Source organism: Micromonospora sp. NPDC003776 (assembly GCF_053605645.1).
Map to the genome: position 1 here is coordinate 1 of NZ_JBSGJR010000408.1, position 6507 is coordinate 6507.

6 protein-coding genes and 1 pseudogene are annotated in these 6507 nt (G+C 71.6%); 3 read left to right on the forward strand and 4 right to left on the reverse strand.

The window, feature by feature from the left end; all coding sequences use genetic code 11:
• Nucleotides 1–14: 14 nt before the first annotated feature.
• The gene (locus tag ACWEVO_RS26395) at nucleotides 15–353 is read right to left on the reverse strand and encodes a hypothetical protein (RefSeq protein WP_452310200.1); all 339 of its coding nucleotides are present in this window, start codon (nucleotides 351–353) and stop codon (nucleotides 15–17) included.
• Nucleotides 354–606: 253 nt separating this feature from the next.
• Nucleotides 607–1554: an RNA polymerase sigma-70 factor gene (locus tag ACWEVO_RS26400; RefSeq protein WP_452310201.1), complete on the reverse strand. Its 948-nt coding sequence runs from the start codon at nucleotides 1552–1554 to the stop codon at nucleotides 607–609.
• Between the two features lie 184 nt (nucleotides 1555–1738).
• On the opposite strand from ACWEVO_RS26400, the pseudogene ACWEVO_RS26405 reads away from it, so the two are divergent.
• Nucleotides 1739–2152, forward strand: a pseudogene (locus ACWEVO_RS26405) (SDR family NAD(P)-dependent oxidoreductase); the annotation flags it as partial.
• A gap of 151 nt (nucleotides 2153–2303) precedes the next feature.
• Nucleotides 2304–2504, forward strand: a complete 201-nt coding sequence (locus ACWEVO_RS26410) for a hypothetical protein (RefSeq protein ID WP_452310202.1) — start codon at nucleotides 2304–2306, stop codon at nucleotides 2502–2504.
• A 130-nt stretch (nucleotides 2505–2634) separates the two neighbouring features.
• Here the strand turns inward: ACWEVO_RS26410 and ACWEVO_RS26415 are convergent, their stop codons facing one another.
• Nucleotides 2635–4116 carry a tetratricopeptide repeat protein gene (locus ACWEVO_RS26415; RefSeq protein WP_452310203.1) on the reverse strand — a complete coding sequence of 494 codons (1482 nt, stop codon included), beginning with the start codon at nucleotides 4114–4116 and terminating at the stop codon, nucleotides 2635–2637.
• Between the two features lie 185 nt (nucleotides 4117–4301).
• Nucleotides 4302–4742, reverse strand: a complete 441-nt coding sequence (locus tag ACWEVO_RS26420; RefSeq protein WP_452310204.1) for a hypothetical protein — start codon at nucleotides 4740–4742, stop codon at nucleotides 4302–4304.
• 544 nt (nucleotides 4743–5286) lie between these two features.
• Between ACWEVO_RS26420 and tuf the strand changes: the two genes are divergently transcribed.
• A complete protein-coding gene (gene tuf, locus ACWEVO_RS26425; RefSeq protein ID WP_452310205.1) occupies nucleotides 5287–6474 on the forward strand; it encodes an elongation factor Tu in 1188 nt (395 codons plus the stop codon).
• Nucleotides 6475–6507: the final 33 nt, after the last annotated feature.

Here is a 6507-nt window from a genome sequence, read left to right on the forward strand (position 1 = left end):
GCGCGACCGGGCGCCTACCCGCCGGGGCCGGTGGGCGACGGCCCCTCGACAGTCGCCGCTGCCCGCGCGATGAGCCACGCGAGCAGCCACACCGGCAGATAGCTGAGCAGAATCAGCAGCCACGTCGAGTCGACGTTCAGGTGATCGAGCGCGGCCCCGACGGGGGCGAGGAAGAGCCAGGTGACGAGGCAGCCGGCGAACCAGCCGACGATCGCCACCAGTACCGGGTGGCGGCCACCGACCCGGCGGTGCCGGCGCGCGACCGCGTAGCCGAGGGCGATCCCACCCGGCTGTAACACGAGCAGCACCCAGCCCAGCAGGAAAAGGACCAGGGAGGCGGGGGCATGGGTCATCGCGCGGGTCCCAACGTCGATGGTTCCTGCCGGGCGTGCCCGTCAGGGTGCGACGCAGGCAGGCTTGGTGTACCGGCGAGAACGGGGGAATGACGCTGGCCCATGGGGACGCGGTCCAGGAGGCTGCTCATGGCTTCCTCATTCTCGGGTGGGAAGCGTAGCGACCAGGATACGGCCCAGTGCCCGTCCACGGGCTCACCGAAGCTCTGCGGGCGCCGGCCGGGGCGACCGCACCAGAATTCCCCGTTCAGACTCAGCGGCTCACGGCGGTCTCCCGCTCGATCCGGGACAGCTTCTCCGGGTTGCGCACGGCGTAGAGCCCGGTGACGAGGCCGTCGTCGATGCGGGCCGCGATGACCGTGTCGAGCTCGCCGTTGAGCCGGAGAATGAGCGCCGGGTGGCCGTTGACCTGTGCCGGCTGCAGCGACACCACCGTGGCGATCCGGTCCCGCCCGGCGGTCAGCAGGCGGGCCACCTTGTCGGCCCCGACGATCGGCCGCAGGACGGCCTGCACGACCCCGCCGCCGTCACCGAGGAAGACCACGTCCGGCGCGAGGACGTCCAGCAGCTGCTGCAGGTCGCCGGTTTCGACCGCCCGCTGGAACGCCGCGAGCGCGTCGCGGGTCTGCGCCGCGGAAGCGGCCCCGCGCGGCCGGCGCGCGGCGACGTGTGCCCGGGCCCGGTGGGCGATCTGGCGGACCGTGGCCGGGCTCTTGTCCACGGCCTCGGCGATCTCGTCGTACGCCAGGTCGAACACGTCGCGCAGCACGAACACCGCCCGCTCGGTCGGCGTGAGTGTCTCCAACACCAGCAGCATCGCCATCGACACGCTGTCGGCCAACTCGACGTCCTCGGCCACATCGGGTGTGGTCAGCAACGGCTCGGGCAGCCACGGGCCGACGTAGGACTCCTTGCGGCGGCGCAGCGTACGCAGCCGGGTGAGGGCCTGGCGGGTGGTGATCCGGACCAGATACGCCCGCTGGTCCCGTACCGTGTCGAGGTCGACGCCCACCCACCGCAGCCAGGTTTCCTGCAGGACGTCCTCCGCGTCGGCGGCCGAGCCGAGCATCTCGTAGGCGACGGTGAACAGCAGGTTGCGGTGCGCCACGAACGCGTCGGTGGCGGCATCCGTGCGGCCCTCACGAGCGAGCGGGCCGGCCGGGTCGGCCGTGCCAATGGTTCCCTCGTTGCGCTCGTTCATGTCCGCTCCTGCCTGTCGCACTCGACCCTGCCACCACAAGATGCCGGTCGTCGCCGCGCTGTGACACCCCTGATGGGTGGCGCAGGCCACACCACCGCGCCGTCACGGGGGCCGGCCCGCCGGCATCTCCCTCTTCGTCAGGGCCGCGCAGGTCGCGCGGGCCAACCGCCACGAGAAGGAGCTGATGGTGAGCGAGCAGACCCACAAGATCGCGCTGATCACCGGGGCGAACAAGGGAATCGGCCGGGCAACCAGCGAGCAACTCGCCACGCTGGGCATGACGGTCCTGATCGGGGCCAGGAACCCGCGGCAGGGCGAGGAGGCCGCGGCGGCGGTGCGGACGGTGGGCGGCGACGCGTACCCGGTCACCCTGGACGTCACCGACCCGGCCACCGTCCGGGCGGCGGCGAGGTGGGTGCGGGAGCGTTTCGGGCACCTCGATGTGCTGGTCAACAACGCCGGCATCTCCGGCGCCGGCCCGGCCGCCCCGCTGGACGTACGCCCTCAGGCCCCCAGCAGCGCCGACCTTGGCATCGTGCGGGCGGTCTTCGAGACCAACGTCTTCGGGGTGATCGCGGTGACCAACGCCATGCTGCCGCTGCTGCGGCGGTCGCCGGCGCCGCGCATCGTCAACCTCAGCAGCGACGCCGCGTCGCTGGCCCTCAGCAGCGACCCGGACGGACCGTTCGCGGGCCTGCCACCGGTGGCCGCCGTACACCCCATCCAAGGCGGCGCTGAACGCGCTGACCGTGCAGTACGCGAACGAGCTGCGCAAGGACGGCATCCTCGTCAACGTCGCCGCCCCCGGCTTCTGCGCCACCGACATCAACGACCACACCGGTCACCGCAGCGCCGCGCAGGGTGCGGCCGTGGTGGTGCGCCTGGCGACGCTCGGCGCGGACGGCCCGACCGGCGGGTTCTTCGACGAGGACGGCCCGCTGCCCTGGTAGTGGCCTCGGCCGTGTCCCGACCTGCCGGGCGGGGATGACCGGGCGTCGCGTCATCCCCGCCAGGCTCGGCCAGCAGGTCATCGGCTCTCCGCGCTTTCACGGGTGCGCCGGCGTGGCCGGCCGGAATCTGTCAGCCCGCGTAACGGGGCTCCGCTATCCGGCGGCGGAACTCGGCGTGCGCGGACCGGATGACGCCGTTGAGGCGTTCGATCTCCGCCTCGGTCGGCTCGCGGCGCAGCTCGACCTTGATCTGGAAGTCGCCGTCCTCGATCGCCACGTCCAGGTCGGCCAGCAGGTCCGCGGGCAGCTTGCTGGTGACGAACTGCCGGAACGCCTCCTCGATCGTTCCCTGCATATCACCGCACCCGCAGGTGCGGCCGTCCAGGACGGCGCCGAGGTGGCTGCGGCCGACCATCGCGTCCGGGTGCACGGGATCCAGCACGGACAGGCCCTCCTCCAGGACCCCACGTGCCTGCGCCAGCCGTCCCTCATGCTGGAGGAAGAGACCGAGGGCGACCTTCGCACGGCCGACGGTCTCGTAGTCGGCGCCCCGGCTGGCCTGGGCCACCGCCTCGGCCAGCCGCTGCTCCGCCGGGCCCACCTGGCCGGCTTCCTTCAGGGCGAGGCCCCAGTTGCGCAGCACCTGGCTGTCCAACTCCGGGCGGCCGATGCGCTGCGCCCTGCCGTACGCCGACGCGTACGTGCGCAACGCCTCCTCGTCATCGCCCGCGTCGCTCTGTGCCATCGCCAGGCCGAGAGCGGCCATGAGAGCGTCCTCCGCCCTGCCCTGGCGATCGTAGGAGTCGAGCACCCGCTGGATCGCCTCGATCCGCCCGGCCTGGTCACCGACGTCGGAGCCGAGGTTCGCCAGTGCGGACAGCACGTTCAGCGTCGCCTGATGGTCGACGCCGAGCCGCGCCTCCAGGGTGGCGACCAGGTCGGTGAGCACCGCTTTGTGGGTCGCCGGGTCGCCCTGGCCGCGCCGGTTGATGACCGACAGGGCCAACTGCTCCACGACGTCGTCCGGCAGTTGGTCCAGGGCCGGGAAGGACGTCCCTTCAGCGGTGTCGGCCTTCACGACCTCCGCCCGCAACGCCAGGGCGGTGGCGACTCGCTCATGCCCGTTGCGCCAGAAGTTGTGCACCGTCTCCTCGATGACCTGCCGGGCCTGCCGAAGGTCCCCGCGCTGCAGCAGCACGTCCGCCAGCGGTTCGAGGCCGAAGGCGTACCCGGCGTGCTCACGGCCGTAGAAGGCGAGACGATCCTGTGCGCCCCGGCGGAGTTCGGCCTCGGCCTCGTCGAGCCGTCCGGCCATCCGCAATGCCATACCCAGGTTCAGCCGGTAGGTCAGGTGATCCCGGCGGGTCTGCGGATCCTCGTGCAGGGACGCCGCGGTCGCGTGGTGATAGCAGTCGATCGCGCGGTCGAGCTGGCCGGCGTTCAGCAGGACATTCCCCAGGTCGCACTGGGCCGACGCCCAGGCCGGGCTGCCGTGACCATGCGTCGCCTCGACAGAGCGCAGCTCTCGCACCATGACTTGTTCGGCTTCGACCAACCGGCCCTCCTGCAACAGCGCATGGGCCACGTCGATCGGGGTGAGGGAGGACGTCACGGCCGGTGAGTCTAACGACGAGGCCCCATCGCCGCGGCCCGGCAGTTCGCCGGCGGTGGGATCAGCACGAGGTGGCTCTCCTGGGTTCTCGGCGTACCGGCGGAGGAAACGCTTGCGGAGCGACATGTCGTGCCACGACCCGGACCCGTTGGCGGACCATCGGGTCCGGGTCGTCCGCCAGCGGGTCAGGAGCTGCTCGCGGTGGGCCCAGCGGTGGCGGCGACGAACCCGAGCGCCCACAGCCCCACCCGACGAAGTTCGGGCCGGGTAGCGGTGGCGAACTCGCGCACCACGCGCCGGCTGGCCCCAGGGTCCGCGTGCATCAGCTCGATGATCTCGGACCGGAGGCCGTCCTGGTCATCCCCAAGATCATGCGCTGAGGCGCGCAGCAGCACCGGCAGCGCCGCCACGCCCTGGATGCCGGCGAGGACCGCGGCGATCAGGTCGCGGCCGTAGAAGTTCTTCTCATTCAGGAACTGGTCCAGTGCCTCGCGCAACCGCGGCACGAGACTGGTGTCCCCGCAGGCCGTCAGCGCCGTGACGATCGGGGCCACGTCGTCGTAGTCGTCCTCGAGGTCGACGGCGTGCCGGATCACGGTCTCCAATGCCCTACGGCTGTCGATCATCCGGGCACCATGCCACACCTGGTTGTCACCGGTGTACCGGCACATGCCTGACATCAACAGCGGAAGTCGGTGAGGTCAGCCGCAGCACATCCCTGGAGGTTGAGGCTCAAGCCGTCGCCGCCATCTCGTCGATGATCCCGGTCCACCAGGCGCCTTCCCTCGTCGCCGGCTCGTCCGCTCGGGCGAGCTCCCGCCTGGCGGCCTCAGCCTTCTCCCGGGCCCGGCGTCGGTTACATCCCGGCGGGAATATCGGTCGCCCCGCCGGACGTTCGTGGCTACCGTGATCGCCATGTTCGGCACCGTCGGCTCCGTGCGGCCCGCAGGTTTCCACCTGCCGGGCGCCGTCGGCGTGTGCGCGTGGCTGGCAGATACCCGACGCTGACCCTCCTCCCGCTGCGGCAGAACCACGGAGGAGGGTGGCCCGGTGTTCCGGCGCTGCCCTGGTAGGCGCGCCGTGACGTGCGGTTCTGGCGCGGTTTTTCCGCGGAGTGGCACCCGCCCGCGTTCGTTCTCCGCCAGCTCGTTCCCACTGTGGAGTCTCATCATGGCCAAGAGCCAGTTCGTGCGTACGAAGCCGCATCTCAACATCGGCACGATGGGTCACGTCGACCACGGCAAGACGACCCTGACCGCCGCGATCACCAAGGTCCTGGCCGACCGCGACCCCGCCGCCAACCGGTTCGTCTCCTTCGACGGCATCGACCGGGCGCCGGAGGAGGTGGCGCGCGGCATCACCATCAACATCGCCCATGTCGAGTACGAGACCGCGACCCGGCACTACGCCCACGTGGACATGCCCGGCCACGCCGACTTCGTGAAGAACATGATCACGGGCGCGGCGCAGGTCGACGGGGCGATCCTGGTCGTCTCCGCGCTGGACGGGGCGATGCCGCAGACCCGCGAGCACGTGCTGCTCGCGCAGCGGGTGGGCGTGCCCTACCTGGTGGTGGCGATGAACAAGGCCGACGCGGTCGAGGACCCGGAGCTGCTCGACCTGGTCGAGCTCGAGGTCCGGGAGCTGGTGTCCGAGTACGGGTTCCCCGGTGACGAGGTGCCCGTCGTACGGGTGTCGGCGCTGCGGGCGCTCGAGGGCGACCCGCGCTGGGTCTCGTCCGTGGTGGAGTTGCTCGACGCGGTCGACCGGTACGTGCCGGTGCCGCCCCGCGAGCTCGGTGAGCCGTTCCTGATGCCGATCGAGAACGTGCTGACGATCTCCGGGCGGGGAACCGTGGTGACCGGTGCGATCGAGCGGGGCACCCTGCGGGTCGGCGACCCGGTGGAGGTGGTCGGCCTCGGCCCGACGCTGTCGACCGTGGCGACCGGGCTGGAGACGTTCGGCAAGTCGCTGGCGACCGCCGAGGCCGGGGACAACGCCGCCGTACTGCTGCGCGGGGTCAAGCGCGACCAGGTGCAGCGCGGCCAGGTGGTGGCGCTGCCGGGCAGCGTCACGCCGCACCAGCGGTTCCGGGCGCGGCTGTACGCGCTGACCACCGCCGAGGGTGGGCGGCACACGCCGTTCGTCGCCAACTACCGGCCGCAGTTCTACTTCCGCACCACCGACGTGGTGGGGTCGGTGGATCTCGGTGACGTGACGATGGTCGTGCCGGGCGACACCGTTGACCTGTCGGTGGAGCTGGGCAAGCCGGTCGCGATGGATGTCGGCCTGGGCTTCGCGGTCCGCGAAGGCGGCCGCACCGTGGCCGCCGGCACGGTGACCGAGCTGCTCGACTGAGGTACGCGGAGGGGCCCCTTGCCGGCAAGGGGC

Excerpts from the sequence above, each read along its gene's own strand:
- ACWEVO_RS26395 (WP_452310200.1), bottom strand. The coding sequence starts at position 353 with ATGACCCATGCCCCCGCCTCCCTGGTCCTTTTCCTGCTGGGCTGGGTG.
- tuf (WP_452310205.1), top strand. The coding sequence starts at position 5,287 with ATGGCCAAGAGCCAGTTCGTGCGTACGAAGCCGCATCTCAACATCGGC.
- ACWEVO_RS26420 (WP_452310204.1), bottom strand. The coding sequence starts at position 4,742 with ATGATCGACAGCCGTAGGGCATTGGAGACCGTGATCCGGCACGCCGTC.
- ACWEVO_RS26400 (WP_452310201.1), bottom strand. The coding sequence starts at position 1,554 with ATGAACGAGCGCAACGAGGGAACCATTGGCACGGCCGACCCGGCCGGC.